The organism is Alteromonas sp. 4NH20-0056, assembly GCF_057539655.1.
On sequence record NZ_BAAJLS010000003.1, the window covers coordinates 478,545 to 491,727 of the forward strand.

The window sequence follows — 13,183 nt, forward strand, 5'->3', positions numbered from 1 at the left end:
TTCAACGATTCCCTCACAGAGAGCTACACCAAAGTGTTGTGGTTGTTGTAGTTCAATTACTTTTACGTATCTCTCCCGTAGTACGCTTCAATCCTCAGCGCAACGCCATAGGAAGGTTTGAAATCTTCACTGCGTAATAACAGTACAAAGGGCTCAACCTCAAAGAACAGCCAGTCGCGCAGCGTATTGTTGCGCCAGCGCACACCTGAATAGATTTCTTCAACGCGATAATTAGGCTGGCTGAGGCCTTCTACCAGAAAATGCGGGATGATCGCGTTGTATTCATTCACTGAGTGAAGGTGGTGAATTTCATGTCGCCACAACCAATCGTTTGTATCGTCTCTGAAATAAAAACGATTATTCTGTCGAAAAAGATGTTTTTTGCTGAGGTCGTATTGGAATGCAACCCCGGCTTCAGCACCTAAACCATCGCGAGAGTAAAAATACATTTCGCTATCATAAAGCATGGCCCACTTGGTATTTAGTGCAATTGCATCGCGATAACGCGCTTTGACGTAAAGCTGGTCCCGCCGTCCGGCGCCTACACGAAATGAATAATGTGAGTCTTGATCAGGTCTAAACCTCAGCGCAATGGTGGTGCGATCTCTATTATTATTGTCGGTATTACGTGCCGCACGAATCGTGTTGTCTTGGGTTTCATCTTCATTATCGCTAAGCAGTAAATCAACACGGTCTTCCAGCGCCGGCAGTTGAACACGAATTCGAAAGCGCACGTCGGTGTCAGATAACATGCTTGTGCGAGGCTCCCATGCAAGCTGCACACGGCCTTCAGCGCGCGCTTGATTAGACATCGTCGTGTCGCTTTCTCCCATAAATAGCCCATCCAACTGTTTCACGGTAAAATCCATTGAGTCGGTGAAGCTGCGCTGCCACACGTCAAACCACGCATTTTGTTTTGGGGGGGGCGCGTCGTTAGCCGTATTTTGTGTACTGCTCGCCTCAGAGGCAGGCGGTGCCGCATAGGTGATAAATGGGACAAGAAGTACCATCGCAACGAAGACGATTCGCATCATGCGGTATATAACCTTCTGTTTATCAATGATATTATCCTTTATCTTATCGACGTTTTGACGAAGTGCATAGCATGCGTCCGTATTCATTAAATATCAATCATTAATCGTTCGTGTAAATATTCAGGTGAAAGCAATGTCAGGGGGTGGCATACTGTTACTACTGACGTAAGGGAGATAAATTTATGGGTGGTATTGGCGTTTGGCAATTGCTAATTATTTTGGTAATTGTCGTGTTACTTTTTGGGACTAAGCGCTTAAAAGGTATGGGCAGCGATTTAGGCTCAGCCATTAAAGGGTTTAAAAAAGCGGTTAACGAAGAAGACAAAGATAAAGAGAAAGACGCTGATTTTGCACAATCTAAACAGGTTGAAGACAAAGCGCCGTCGGACACTGTCACAACAAACGCCCAGAGCGACGTTAAAGAAAAATCCTAATGTTTGACATTGGTTTTTGGGAAATCCTTGTTATTGGTGTACTTGCGTTGCTCATATTGGGGCCCGAGCGTTTACCTGGGGCTATGCGTTCCACCATTAAAACGGTTCGAAGTGTAAGAAATGTGGCAACGGGCTTTAAGCAAGAAGTTGAGCATCAGCTGCGCGTACACGAACTACACGACAATTTGAAGAAAGCTGAACAGCAAGGCCTTAAAAACCTCTCTCCTGACCTTGAAAAAAGCGTCGAAGAGTTGAAGAAAGCAGCCGAGTCAGTTCAAGAACCCTATAAAAAACAATAAATGTCTGACACAAATAATCTAATTTCTCATCTTATTGAATTACGCAGCCGCATTTTGAAGGCATTGCTTAGCGTGCTTGTTGTGTTTGTTTGCTTAGCGGCATTCGCGCAGGACCTCTATCAACTACTGGCGATGCCATTACTTGATGCCATGCCAGAAAATGCCACGATGATTGCAACCGATGTGGCATCTCCTTTTTTCGCCCCATTTAAATTAACGTTAGTTCTCTCGTTTTTTATTGCCATTCCGTATGTGCTTTATCAAGTGTGGGGGTTTGTTGCGCCTGGTCTCTATCGAAACGAGAAAAAGCTTGTTGCACCGCTGCTACTTTCTAGCACGCTGTTGTTTTATGCTGGAATGGCGTTTGCGTATTTTGTGGTATTCCCATTGGCGTTTGCGTTTTTCACCAGCGTTGCCCCAGAAGGAGTGACGGTAAGCACAGATATTTCGAGTTATTTGAACTTCGTATTGAAACTGTTCTTCGCTTTTGGCGTCTCATTTGAAATACCCATCGCCATTATCTTGTTATGTTGGACTGGCGTAACCGATGCCAAATCACTTCGCGCGAAACGTCCGTTTGTTGTTGTTGGCGCATTTGTATTGGGCATGCTGTTAACGCCACCAGACGTTATTTCTCAAACACTACTGGCAATTCCCATGTGGCTGTTGTTTGAAGTGGGTGTCATTATCGGCGGGATTTACGTGAGAAAAGCGCCAGAAGATGATGAAGATGAAACAGAAACTACCACCGAACAAAAATAGAATTAAAGGACAAGTAATGAAGTTACGCGCGTTTTTTTTGCTAGCAGTCGTCGTACCGCTCAGTGCATCACTGGCTCAAGCTGAAACTATTGGCGAAGCGCTGAATGGATGTAAGCAAACCGACAATAGCTTGAAACGATTGATGTGTTACGACAAAGTCGTAAAGCAAATGAATCAATATGACGGTGCTAATGCTGGTTTACCGCAAACTACACTAGGTGCTATTGCGCCAGTGCAGCGCACTGCGTCAACGCAACCTGTTGCGGCACCAACGGCCGAAGCGATGCCTCGTACGCAGGAACCTGCCACAGAGTTTGGTCTAGAGCACAAACAAGACCTAGACAAAAAAGACGCAGACATGGCAGTGTCTATTACCAAAATCGCGAAGAGCCTTCGAGATAAATACATCCTTACGTTTAATAATGGCACAGTATGGCAACAGACCGACCAAACATTCCTCAAAATAAAAGAGGGGCAGAATGTCACGGTTGAGCGCGGTGTGCTTGGTGCATTTTACCTAAGCGTTGAGGGGCTAAATAAGCGCATGAAAGTAAAGCGTATTAAATAGTATGTCTTGGTTTGATGCTGGCGTTAATTTGCTCGATAGTCGGTTTGATGTTAAAGACGTCATATCGCGTGCCGTTAATGCTGGCGTCAAAAAACTCTGTATTATCACCACTCACCCCAATGAGTGGGATGCAGCTAAAGCACTTTACGAACGTTATCCTGATATTTGTTGTTACACCGTTGGCGTACACCCACATAATGCCAAAGACGTGACCGACGATGATTTAAAACGTTTAAGACAATTAGCGCAACATGATGGTGTTGTCGCTATTGGCGAATGTGGTCTCGACTTTAATCGTAATTTCTCTCCAAAAGACACTCAAATTTCGGTATTTAACGCGCAGCTTTCTATTGCGGTAGAACTAGAAATGCCAGTGTATTTGCACGAACGTGATGCATTTACCCAGCAGGTGGAATGCTTACGTCCAGTGCTACCTCATTTGAAAGCAGGCATAGCACATTGTTTCACAGGTACTCATGAGCAGATGAAGTCGTATATTGATATGGGGCTATTCATCGGTATAACGGGGTGGGTCTGTGATGAAAAAAGAGGCCAAGATTTGCGTGATGCTGTAATGCATCTTCCACTTGAACGCCTTATTATTGAAACTGACGCGCCCTATCTATACCCCAAAACGCTAAAGCCACGAAAGCGAAACAATGAACCCGCTTTTCTTCCCCATATTGGTGAGCAGCTAAGTGCCTTAATGGGGGTCAGTACACAAGCGCTGCAAGATAGTAGTTACGCAAATACGTGTAAGTTGTTTTCACTGTAGAGATAACGCGAATGTTTATAAAGTCAGATACTGTTAAAGGCTATGATGTGGGGCTTGTTGCTACCACAGTGCTTGCTATTGTACTGCTAACGTTTATCGCGTTTAATCTCTCGCCAGAAAACGATATTCATTCCAGAATATCCCAGCTTAAATATACCGTTACCAAAGATAAAGATGTCACGTTCGAGGACGTCTTTTTATATTCTGATACTAAGTGGACGCCAACAAGCTCTCCGGTAAATTTGGGTATGGGGGAAGCAACGTATTGGTTTTCTTTCATGGTGTCGCCAACGGAGAGTCAAGGCAGTCGCTTTCTTTTAGAGGTCGACTATTCCCTTTTAGATACGTTAGATGTTGCTATTTATCGCAATGTGGGCACCACGCCGTTAGCAACCTATAGCGCGGGCGACATATCGCCATTTTTAGACCGCGCGATAAAACATGAAAAACCACTGTTCCCACTACCTTCAAGTGCGCAGTCGCAACGCGTGCTAGTGAAAGTCGAGACGGCGGGCACAATTCGTTTGCCAATAAGAGTATGGGAAGAAGCCGAGTTTATCGAATTTACCTCAACGCAGAACCTGATGATGGGGTTGTTTTTTGGCTTTCTGTGCGCGATGGGCATTAACAATGCTTTTCTTTTTCTAACAACAAAAAGACGCTCGTTTATCTACTATTCAGGCTATGTTTTCAATCTTGCCCTGACATTGGCGGCATTGCACGGTTTTGGCTATGCCTATTTGTGGTCTGAACAAGTGTGGTTTCAAACACGGGCCGTAGTCATTTTTGCCAATATTACAATCTTATTTGCGACCATATTTACGCGAGATTTGTTGCCTATTGTTAAGCACAGTAAACGCATCGACAATATGTTAAAGATAATAAGTTGGTCGTTCGGTATCAGCATTATTATTAGTTTTATCATGCCGTATAGCATTCTCATCAAGCTATTCTTAGCCATGCTAGCCGTTGTCGTGATATTTATCATTGCTGTTGGCATATGGCTGTCGATAAAAGGCGAAACTATCGCACGTTACTTCACAATAGCGTGGGGCTTTTTGCTGATAAGTGGAATGAGTGCAAGTTTAGATAATGTTGGGCTTATCGACTTATCAATAAGTTCGAGTAACTTGCTTATTATTGGTGGCACGCTTGAAACATTAATTCTTGCTTTCGTATTAGCCATTAGCTATAGCCATAGCCGAGATGATTTAATTAAAGCGCAACAATTTGCGCTTGCGCAAGAAGTACAAGCGAATACTGCGAAAGAAAACTTATTAGAGGTTCAAAAGCGCTATCAGGACGATTTGGAGTATAAGGTTGAAGAACGTACTCTTGAGTTAGAAATCACCCTCAGGGAGCTCTCTGAGGTAAATAATGAGTTGGAACGGCTCACTTCTATCGACCCGTTAACTGGTATGAATAATCGTCGGCATTTTGATAAACGGTTAAAGTCTGAAGGCCGTCGTAGCCGTCGTGAGCAAACTCCGTTGTCTGTTGCGGTTATTGATATTGATCATTTTAAACAAGTTAATGATTCATTTGGTCATACCGGTGGCGATGCCTGTCTTATTCAAGTGAGCAAAGCACTGCAATCAGAGCTTAATCGTTTATCTGATGATTTATGCCGCATTGGTGGTGAAGAATTTGCACTTATTCTGCCGAACACGGAGCTGAGCGGGGCGACCCACGTTGTCGAAACAATGCGCCAAGCTATTGATAATCTCAATGTTGAATTTGACGGACACCATATTCCCCTTAGCATCAGCGTTGGTGTTACCACGGCGATAATGAAGAATGAAGAGCACGTTTTAGCCCTCTTAAAATTTGCCGATGAGTTGCTATATAAAGCAAAAGAGTCTGGTAGAAATACTGTAATACACCAAGAATTTATAGGATAGTTTATGACCTCCCCAGCATTTCCCGCGCAGCGTATGCGCCGCCTTCGTGCTAATGACGCCCTGCGAGGGTTGGTTTCAGAAAACCAGTTGAGTGTAGATGACTTGATTTATCCAGTGTTTGTTTTGCCGGGTAAGCAGCAGCGCGAGTCCGTATCTTCTATGCCGGGTGTAGAGCGCCTATCTATCGATCTATTACTTGAAGCAACGAAAGACTGGGTCGCGCTTGGTATAAAGACGCTTGCACTTTTCCCCGTTACGCCGATGGAACATAAAACTGACTGCGCGAAAGAAGCTTACAACCCTAACGGATTAGCACAGCAGGCTATCAGTGCGTTAAAGCAGGCGTTTCCTGATGTTATGTTAATGTCAGATGTAGCACTGGACCCTTTCACCTCACATGGACAAGACGGCCTCATTAACGATGATGGCTATGTGATGAACGACGAAACGGTTGATGTGCTTATTAAACAAGCATTGTCTCACGCGCAAGCGGGAGCGGATATCATCGCACCGTCTGACATGATGGACGGACGAATTGGCGCAATACGCCAAGCATTAGAAGAAAAGGGGTTCATCAACACCTGTATTATGGCGTACTCGGCTAAATATGCCTCAGCATACTACGGCCCTTTTAGAGATGCTGTCGGCTCTGCTGCCAATATCAAAGGGGGCAACAAGAAAACGTATCAAATGGACCCAGCTAATTCTGATGAAGCACTGCATGAAATTGCGCTAGACATTCAAGAGGGGGCCGATATGGTGATGGTTAAGCCGGGAATGCCTTACCTTGACATTGTGCGCCGTTGCAAAGAAACGTTTAGTGTCCCCACGTTTGCTTATCAGGTCAGCGGGGAATATGCCATGCATCAAGCCGCTTTTGCAAACGGTTGGTTGAAAGAAGATGAAGTAATACTTGAATCGTTATTAGCGTTTAAACGAGCCGGTGCAAACGGTATTTTAACGTACTTTGCGCCTAAAGCAGCGGCCTTGTTGGCAAGCAAGAAGTAATCGAAAGATACGGCTAGATATCAATGTGCGCGCCAAGTAATGCGAGGCGCGCTCATAAAAACAACCACACTCAGTGGCAAATAAGTTCCCAGCCAGCTTTATGCTGAAGCCAGCTTTCGTTTGCAAGTTCAGCGTTAATTAAAGGGTGAGATTTAAGCCAGCCATCAGGGAATATCAACGTCCACTTATCACCATCACACTGCAATTCTACATTGGGTATGTGTTTGTTTTGACGTCGTAAACTCAATACCACGGCAATACGTAAAATGCGTAACAAGCCACGAAGCATCGGCTGGTAGTCTTCATGGTAGTGTTCAAATGTTTGCTGGGGAATGGCTAAGCGATGTAAAGCCACCAAGTCTCGCACTGCAGTGCGTTGAAGCTTTGTAAAGCCGGGTAAATCAATGTGCGTAAGAATATAGGCGCCATGCTCGTGATGCTTTTTATATTCTATGTGTAAACCGGTTTCATGAAGCGTTGCAGCAGCCCCTAAAATTGCCTCAGTATCTAAGTGACAAATTTGTTGTTGTGCACAAAGCTGATGACAAATTGATATGGCAATGCCTTTTACAGCATCAGCATGTGCAGCATCAATGTGATATCGTGCTATCGTCTGATTAAGCGTCTGCTTGCGCCTATCGTTGTCTTGTATATTATCCAACATGCCATAAATTAAGCCTTCTCTTAAGGCGCCACCAGAGATATTCATGTGCTTGATGTTGAGTTGTTCAAACAAGCTGATAAGAATAGCTAGGCCAGACGGAAAAATCGCCTTACGGCTTTCTTCAAGACCTTCAATATTCAGGTTGTTTATGGCTGCACAATCGATACACTGCTGCTCAAGATGGTATAAATAGTCTAAACGTATGGCATCACTGATACCTTGCGCGACTAATATTTCGGTGATGGCTTGTGGTGTGCCGGAGGCGCCTAAACAGTTCTCCCAATCAAAGCAAAGAAAGGCATCTTTTTCTGCGTCTAAGAGTTCGCACGCTGCCGATTTAGCATTGGCAAAACTTTCAGCGGTGATACGGCCTTCAGGAAAATAGCGTTCCATAAAGGTGACACAGCCCATATCTAAGCTTTTTAGATGGATAGGCTGCATATCATTACCGATAATTATTTCGGTACTGGCACCGCCTATATCAATCACTAAGCTATTGCCTTGGTTGGCAGACGTATATGCGACGCCAAGGTATATTTGACGAGCTTCTTCTTCGCCGCTAATAACTTCAAGCTTATGCTTTAAAATTTCTTCAGCACGTTTAACGAAAACGTGCGAGTTTGTAGCAAGGCGCAGCGTAGCCGTGGCGACTACTTTAATATTTGAAGGTGGCACATCTTGCAATCGTTCTGAAAAAAGCTGCAGGCATTGCCAACCACGTTCCATGCTCTCGTCGTCAAGTTCCATGTTGTCGTCAAGGCCAGCCGCTAAACGTACTTTTTGTTTAACTTTCCCAATAATTTGGACGCTACCGTTAACAACATGAACAACCACCATGTGAAAGCTGTTTGAACCTAAATCCACGGCGGCATAATATTCGCCGTGAGTTTGGGCATTGTGTTGTAGTTCTGCCTGCATATTACTTCTTTCTTATCTATTGCCACCACGATTTTGGGGCTTACCTCTACCTCGACCATTTCCTCTACGAGGTGTATTCCGATTGCTCGGCGTACGTCTTCTCGGTCTAGGCGCTTTAACATCATCAAGCAATGCCGCCCTGTCATAGTCAGTAACGGGAATAGTTTGGTTAATGTATTGCTCTATCGCAGGCAAGTTCATCGCATATTTTTCACATGCAAAACTTATTGCGATACCGCTTTGCCCAGCTCTTCCTGTACGACCGATGCGATGAACATAGTCCTCTGCATCATCGGGCAGATCAAAATTGAAAACGTGTGTAACGGCATCAATGTGAAGTCCTCGTGCTGCAACATCGGTTGCAACTAGAATATCCAATTTGCCATTCGTAAAGTCTTCTAATATCCCTAAGCGTTTCTTTTGAGGTACATCACCACTAAGCAAACCCACGCGGTGGCCATCGGCGGTAAGCCAGTCGGTTACCTTTTCGCAGCTGTATTTGGTATTAGCAAATACAATCGCTTTATCTGGCCACTCTTCCTCTAACAATGTTAGAAGCAGTAACATTTTATCGTCGTCAGACGGATAAAAAAGTTCTTGTGAGACACGGCTCGCCGTAGTCTGCTCTGGCGCCACTTGAACGTGCGTTGGGTTGTTCATGTGCTCGTACGCCAATTCCTGAACCCGGTAGCTTAGCGTCGCTGAGAACAGCATGCTTAATCGCTCTGTAGCAGGAGGCATTCTGCGGAATAAAAAGCGAATATCTTTGATAAAGCCTAAATCGAACATGCGATCAGCTTCATCAAGTACGGCCACTTGAATATTCTTTAGTGAGAAAACGTCCTGTTTGTAATAATCTAGAATACGTCCAGTGGTGCCGATAATAATATCTACACCTTCTTCTAGGCTTTCACGTTGACTTTGGTAACCTTCGCCCCCATAGATCAAACCAAGCGACAGGCCAGTGTGCTCACTGAGCAATTTGGCGTCGTTATAGATTTGAACCGCGAGTTCTCGGGTAGGTGCCATAATAATGGCTCGAGGCCCGGCTGAATTCGCGCCTTTTGAGTTGCCGCTATCGTCATCATCTGCTTTGCTAAGCAGGTAATGAAACGTAGCAACTAAGAACGCGATGGTTTTGCCTGTACCTGTTTGGGCTTGTCCCGCGATATCAAGGCCTTCTAATAAAGGAGGAAGTGACAACGCTTGAATTGGTGTACAATGCGAAAAATTAGCTGCCGTCAAGGCGTCAACCACCTTGCTATTAATCGGCAGGTCGGAAAAATGAGTATCTGTTAAGTGAGTTGGCATAGCTTATAGCTTATCGGTGCTTGCATTAAAAACGGTTTCTATATAACACTTATGGTAAAGCTGAAACAAGTCAGCGACAGACCAATAATGGAGAAAAGAATGAGCGACAAAATTATCCAGTTATCTGACGATAAATTCGAGGCAGACGTAATCAATGCTGAAGGTCCTGTGCTGGTTGACTTTTGGGCCGAGTGGTGTGGCCCCTGTAAAATGATCGCACCAATCCTTGCGGAAGTTGCGAACGAGTTTGAAGGCAAGTTAACAGTTGGCAAGTTGAATGTCGATGAAAATAACGAAACTCCACCTAAATATGGTATTCGTGGTATTCCAACGCTTCTACTTTTCAAAAATGGAAACGTAGCAGCTACAAAGGTTGGCGCGTTATCTAAAGCACAACTGACTGAGTTCCTGAACGAAAATCTGTAATATACGATTTAATGATAAAAGCCGGTGTTCATCACCGGCTTTTTTGTTTCTGTTGTCCCATGCTTTCGCGACCTTTGTATCAAAGTTCACGTATTGAGGACACGCTTTAGTTTATTTAACAATTCCGCATTAAAACGCTGGACGTTGGTTAAATATAGTGCTAACTTTTCCATCAGCGCTCACCCGAGCTGCATTCTGCTTATTAGCCTGTATCCGGGCATAATCAAATCTAAATTAGAACAGAGTGACAATTAGTCCTGTAAACGAAGTTCAATCACAAAGACCCACCAGTATGAATTTAACCGAATTAAAAAATAAACCGATTAGCGAGTTGGTTGCCCTGGCCGAGGAAATGGGCCTGGAAAACATGGCGAGAGCCAGAAAACAAGACATCATTTTCTCGATACTGAAAACGCATGCTAAAAGCGGCGAAGATATTTTCGGTGACGGGGTACTCGAAATTTTACAGGACGGTTTTGGCTTTCTGCGCTCTGCAGACTCGTCATATCTTGCTGGTCCAGACGATATCTATGTTTCACCTAGTCAAATCCGCAGGTTCAATCTGCGTACGGGTGACACCATCGCTGGAAAAATTAGACCGCCTAAAGACAGCGAGCGCTATTTTGCCTTGCTAAAAATTCGTGAAGTAAACTTTGATAAACCAGAGAATTCGCGAAATAAAATATTATTTGAAAACCTTACTCCGCTTCATGCAAACGATCGTTTGCGCATGGAACGTGGAAATGGGTCAACAGAAGATATTACTGCCCGTGTACTAGACTTGGCGTCGCCAATTGGTAGAGGTCAACGTGGTCTTATCGTTGCACCACCAAAAGCGGGTAAAACCTTATTACTTCAGAATATCGCCCAGTCTATCGCGGCAAACCACCCAGAGTGTGAGCTCATGGTGTTGCTCATCGACGAACGTCCTGAAGAAGTAACTGAAATGCACCGTCTTGTGCAAGGTGAAGTAGTTGCCTCAACATTTGATGAGCCGGCCAGCCGCCACGTTCAAGTTGCCGAAATGGTAATTGAAAAAGCAAAGCGTCTTGTTGAGCATAAGAAAGATGTGGTTATCCTTCTTGATTCAATTACCCGTCTTGCTCGTGCATACAACACCGTTATTCCGTCGTCAGGTAAAGTATTAACCGGTGGTGTTGATGCAAACGCACTGCATAAACCAAAGCGTTTCTTTGGTGCGGCACGTAACGTTGAAGAAGGTGGTAGCTTAACTATCATTGCAACAGCACTGATTGATACTGGCTCTAAGATGGATGAAGTTATCTACGAAGAGTTTAAAGGTACAGGTAACATGGAATTACACCTTAACCGCAAAATTGCGGAAAAGCGTGTTTTCCCAGCTATCGACTTTAACCGTTCTGGTACACGTCGTGAAGAGCTTCTTACCAAACAAGACGAGTTGCAAAAAATGTGGATCTTACGAAAGATCGTACATGAAATGTCTGAAATTGATGCAATGGAGTTCCTCATCAGTAAGTTGTCAATGACCAAGACAAACGATGAATTCTTTGATGCAATGCGAAGACAAAAAAGCTAAAAACAGACACAGTAGAAAAAAGGCACCTTCGGGTGCCTTTTGCGTTTTAATTTTACGGTGTTTACAGTTAAAAACCGCTTACCGTTTACAACTTAGACTTAAGTCTAAAAGGCCGAATTTTCCAAATATTTTGTGTAATTTAACTTAGGTTGATGATGTGTTTACACGCTAATTGTAATACTCTTAATGCTTAAAGACACGCAAGGGAAATTATACTATGTACCGGACGATATTCTTTTTAGCCCTCATTGGATGGGCATCTGTTTCACACGCGCAAGTCGACGTTGAGGCATTGGCATCAGATGTAGAAAAAGATGTCATTACCTGGCGCCATCATTTTCATGAATTTCCTGAGTTATCAAACCGCGAGTTTAATACCGCTAAATACGTGGCTGATTACCTCACATCTTTAGGGCTTGAAGTGGAAACAGGGGTTGCAAGAACAGGCGTTGTCGCCGTTTTAGATTCCGGAAAGCCGGGCCCTGTAGTGGCACTAAGAGCCGACATGGACGGGTTACCAGTTAAAGAACAAAGTGACTTGTCTTATCGCTCAACACAAATGGGTGAGTACAACGGGAAAGAGGTTCCCGTTATGCATGCCTGTGGACATGATACGCACATGGCTATGCTTATGGGGGCAGCAAAGATCCTTACAGGCATTAAAAGTGAGCTAAAAGGAAAAGTGAAATTTATCTTCCAGCCTGCCGAAGAAGGTGCGCCTGCTGGTGAGAAAGGCGGTGCAGAAGTGATGGTTAAAGAAGGGGTGTTAAAAAATCCCGATGTTGACGTTATCTTCGGGCTCCATATCAGTGCTAATACAGATGTCGGAACGGTTCGATACAATGCTGGCGGCACAATGGCAGCGGTTGACCCGTTTAAAATTGTAATTAATGGAAAACAAGCACACGGTGCTTATCCATGGAAAAGTGTTGATCCCGTTGTCACTGCTGCTCAGATGATTATGTCTATCCAAACTATCGTAAGCCGCGAACTTCGTCTTATTGACGATGCTGCGGTGGTATCCATCGGATCTATCCATGGTGGTAATCGCTCTAATATCATTCCTAACGAAGTAGAAATGGTGGGTACGATACGCACGCTTAATAAAGCAGCGCGCGACCATATTTATGAAGCCCTACCACGAAAAGTAAAAGCGATTGCAGAAAGTATGGGGGCTGACGCTGAGCTTACTTTGCCGCTCGATTATTACTACCCCATTACGTATAACGACCCAGCGTTAACGCAACAGATGTTACCGACTATGCAGCGAACTGCTGGGGTAGAGAATACATTATTGTCAAAGCCTGTGACCGGTGCCGAAGACTTCTCTTTCTTCCAAGAGAAGATACCTGGCTTATACGTATGGGTTGGTGGAAAACCATTAGAGGTGTCTGAAGAAGATAGCCCTGCACACCATACTCCCGAGTTTTATGTCGATGATTCAGGTATGAAGCTGGGCGTGAAGTTGTTAACTAACTTCACTCTAGACTACATGGCGACTCATTAATCGTGTTGGCATCAGGGG

General features: G+C 44.4%; 13 protein-coding genes. 10 read left to right on the plus strand and 3 right to left on the minus strand.

Going from position 1 to position 13,183, the window contains the following annotated elements; translation table 11 throughout:
• Positions 1–62: 62 nt before the first annotated feature.
• The gene (locus AC27EZ_RS08245) at positions 63–1,121 is read right to left on the minus strand and encodes a hypothetical protein (protein WP_487134874.1); all 1,059 of its coding nucleotides are present in this window, start codon (positions 1,119–1,121) and stop codon (positions 63–65) included.
• A gap of 95 nt (positions 1,122–1,216) precedes the next feature.
• On the opposite strand from AC27EZ_RS08245, the gene tatA reads away from it, so the two are divergent.
• The 7 genes from tatA to hemB are packed head-to-tail and all read left to right on the plus strand — an operon-like array spanning position 1,217 to position 6,781.
• Complete coding sequence (tatA, locus tag AC27EZ_RS08250; protein ID WP_421133425.1) at positions 1,217–1,468, plus strand: twin-arginine translocase TatA/TatE family subunit; 252 nt, start codon at positions 1,217–1,219, stop codon at positions 1,466–1,468.
• Positions 1,468–1,767: a Sec-independent protein translocase protein TatB gene (gene tatB / locus AC27EZ_RS08255; RefSeq protein WP_421133426.1), complete on the plus strand. Its 300-nt coding sequence runs from the start codon at positions 1,468–1,470 to the stop codon at positions 1,765–1,767. The genes tatA and tatB overlap by 1 nt, the downstream gene beginning before the upstream one ends.
• Entirely contained in the window at positions 1,768–2,529 is a 762-nt protein-coding gene (gene tatC / locus AC27EZ_RS08260; RefSeq protein ID WP_487134875.1) for a twin-arginine translocase subunit TatC, read from the plus strand.
• Positions 2,530–2,545: 16 nt separating this feature from the next.
• Positions 2,546–3,097, plus strand: a complete 552-nt coding sequence (locus AC27EZ_RS08265; protein ID WP_487134876.1) for a hypothetical protein — start codon at positions 2,546–2,548, stop codon at positions 3,095–3,097.
• Position 3,098: 1 nt separating this feature from the next.
• A complete protein-coding gene (locus AC27EZ_RS08270; protein WP_487134877.1) occupies positions 3,099–3,872 on the plus strand; it encodes a TatD family hydrolase in 774 nt (257 codons plus the stop codon).
• An 11-nt stretch (positions 3,873–3,883) separates the two neighbouring features.
• Positions 3,884–5,773 carry a sensor domain-containing diguanylate cyclase gene (locus AC27EZ_RS08275; protein ID WP_487134878.1) on the plus strand — a complete coding sequence of 630 codons (1,890 nt, stop codon included), beginning with the start codon at positions 3,884–3,886 and terminating at the stop codon, positions 5,771–5,773.
• Between the two features lie 3 nt (positions 5,774–5,776).
• Positions 5,777–6,781: a porphobilinogen synthase gene (gene hemB, locus AC27EZ_RS08280; protein WP_487134879.1), complete on the plus strand. Its 1,005-nt coding sequence runs from the start codon at positions 5,777–5,779 to the stop codon at positions 6,779–6,781.
• A gap of 70 nt (positions 6,782–6,851) precedes the next feature.
• Here hemB and AC27EZ_RS08285 read toward each other — a convergent pair whose 3' ends face one another.
• Both AC27EZ_RS08285 and rhlB read right to left on the minus strand, forming a co-directional pair.
• Positions 6,852–8,363 (minus strand): Ppx/GppA phosphatase family protein, encoded by a 1,512-nt coding sequence (locus AC27EZ_RS08285; protein ID WP_487134880.1) that lies wholly within the window; start codon positions 8,361–8,363, stop codon positions 6,852–6,854.
• A 12-nt stretch (positions 8,364–8,375) separates the two neighbouring features.
• Entirely contained in the window at positions 8,376–9,674 is a 1,299-nt protein-coding gene (rhlB, locus tag AC27EZ_RS08290; RefSeq protein WP_487134881.1) for an ATP-dependent RNA helicase RhlB, read from the minus strand.
• Between the two features lie 99 nt (positions 9,675–9,773).
• On the opposite strand from rhlB, the gene trxA reads away from it, so the two are divergent.
• From trxA to AC27EZ_RS08305, 3 genes are all read left to right on the plus strand, one after another.
• Positions 9,774–10,100: a thioredoxin TrxA gene (trxA, locus tag AC27EZ_RS08295; protein WP_421133434.1), complete on the plus strand. Its 327-nt coding sequence runs from the start codon at positions 9,774–9,776 to the stop codon at positions 10,098–10,100.
• Positions 10,101–10,392: 292 nt separating this feature from the next.
• On the plus strand, positions 10,393–11,658 hold the full coding sequence (rho, locus tag AC27EZ_RS08300) for a transcription termination factor Rho (protein WP_421133435.1): 1,266 nt from the start codon (positions 10,393–10,395) through the stop codon (positions 11,656–11,658).
• Between the two features lie 217 nt (positions 11,659–11,875).
• Positions 11,876–13,165: an amidohydrolase gene (locus tag AC27EZ_RS08305; RefSeq protein WP_487134882.1), complete on the plus strand. Its 1,290-nt coding sequence runs from the start codon at positions 11,876–11,878 to the stop codon at positions 13,163–13,165.
• Positions 13,166–13,183: the final 18 nt, after the last annotated feature.

Excerpts from the sequence above, each read along its gene's own strand:
- AC27EZ_RS08245 (WP_487134874.1), bottom strand. The coding sequence starts at position 1,121 with ATGAATACGGACGCATGCTATGCACTTCGTCAAAACGTCGATAAGATA.
- trxA (WP_421133434.1), top strand. The coding sequence starts at position 9,774 with ATGAGCGACAAAATTATCCAGTTATCTGACGATAAATTCGAGGCAGAC.
- rhlB (WP_487134881.1), bottom strand. The coding sequence starts at position 9,674 with ATGCCAACTCACTTAACAGATACTCATTTTTCCGACCTGCCGATTAAT.
- rho (WP_421133435.1), top strand. The coding sequence starts at position 10,393 with ATGAATTTAACCGAATTAAAAAATAAACCGATTAGCGAGTTGGTTGCC.
- AC27EZ_RS08275 (WP_487134878.1), top strand. The coding sequence starts at position 3,884 with ATGTTTATAAAGTCAGATACTGTTAAAGGCTATGATGTGGGGCTTGTT.
- AC27EZ_RS08270 (WP_487134877.1), top strand. The coding sequence starts at position 3,099 with ATGTCTTGGTTTGATGCTGGCGTTAATTTGCTCGATAGTCGGTTTGAT.
- tatB (WP_421133426.1), top strand. The coding sequence starts at position 1,468 with ATGTTTGACATTGGTTTTTGGGAAATCCTTGTTATTGGTGTACTTGCG.
- AC27EZ_RS08285 (WP_487134880.1), bottom strand. The coding sequence starts at position 8,363 with ATGCAGGCAGAACTACAACACAATGCCCAAACTCACGGCGAATATTAT.
- hemB (WP_487134879.1), top strand. The coding sequence starts at position 5,777 with ATGACCTCCCCAGCATTTCCCGCGCAGCGTATGCGCCGCCTTCGTGCT.
- AC27EZ_RS08305 (WP_487134882.1), top strand. The coding sequence starts at position 11,876 with ATGTACCGGACGATATTCTTTTTAGCCCTCATTGGATGGGCATCTGTT.
- tatC (WP_487134875.1), top strand. The coding sequence starts at position 1,768 with ATGTCTGACACAAATAATCTAATTTCTCATCTTATTGAATTACGCAGC.
- tatA (WP_421133425.1), top strand. The coding sequence starts at position 1,217 with ATGGGTGGTATTGGCGTTTGGCAATTGCTAATTATTTTGGTAATTGTC.
- AC27EZ_RS08265 (WP_487134876.1), top strand. The coding sequence starts at position 2,546 with ATGAAGTTACGCGCGTTTTTTTTGCTAGCAGTCGTCGTACCGCTCAGT.